The sequence below is a fragment of the Methylobacterium sp. WL18 genome, assembly GCF_008040015.1.
GTDB classification, from domain to species: Bacteria; Pseudomonadota; Alphaproteobacteria; order Rhizobiales; family Beijerinckiaceae; genus Methylobacterium; species Methylobacterium mesophilicum.
Window position 1 is genome coordinate 1 of record NZ_VRVD01001108.1, and the last position, 840, is coordinate 840.

The following is an 840-nucleotide window of genomic DNA, read 5'->3' on the forward strand; positions in this document are numbered from 1 at the left end:
CCGCCACCCTGCCGCTGCGCCTCCATGTCGAGCCCGCCGCCGGCCGGCCCGACGGCGCCCGCCTGATCCATGCCGAGATGCGCGCCCACCGGATCGCGCACGGCCCCGACGACACGGCCATGACGGTGGTGGCGGTGACCCGCGACATGACCGAACATCACCGCCATGCCGAGGAGCTGGAGCGCGCCCGCGCCGAGGCCGAGCGCGCCGACGCGATCAAGGGGCGGTTCCTGGCCAACGTCACGCACGAACTGCGCACGCCGCTCAACGCGATCATCGGCTTCTCCGAGGTGCTGGCTGGCGAAGGCGCGATCAGCCTCAGCCCGGACCAGGCCCGGGAATATGCCGGGATCATCGGCTCGTCCGGCCACCACCTCCTGGGCGTCGTCAACACGCTCCTCGACATGAGCCGGATCCAGAGCGGCAACTTCGATTACGCGCCGGAGACGTTCGACGCCGCCGCGCTGGTGCAGTCCTGCTGCGACCTGATGCGTCTCAAGGCCGAGACCGCGGGGGTCACGCTGGCGGTCTCCGTGCCGGGGCCGATCGAGATCACGGCCGATCTGTGCGCGTGCCGGCAGGTGCTGATCAACCTGATCTCGAACGCGGTGAAGTTCACCCCGCGGGGCGGCCGGGTCGACCTGTCCCTGCGCCGTGGCCCGGATGGCCTGGAGATCGTCGTCGCCGACACCGGCGTCGGCGTCGGCGAGGGCGACCTGCCCAAGCTCGGCACGCCGTTCTTCCAGGCCGGCAGCGGCGGCTACAAGCGCCAGCACGAGGGCACCGGCCTCGGCCTCTCGGTGGTGCAGGGCCTCGTCGGCCTGCACGGCGGCGCCATGC

At 72.1% G+C, this 840-nt stretch carries 1 protein-coding gene; it reads left to right on the forward strand.

The genetic code is table 11. The features are described 5' to 3' along the window. Positions 1-840, forward strand: an 840-nt coding sequence (locus tag FV228_RS31190; RefSeq protein ID WP_147857915.1) for a HAMP domain-containing sensor histidine kinase, incomplete at both ends; no start/stop codon positions are given.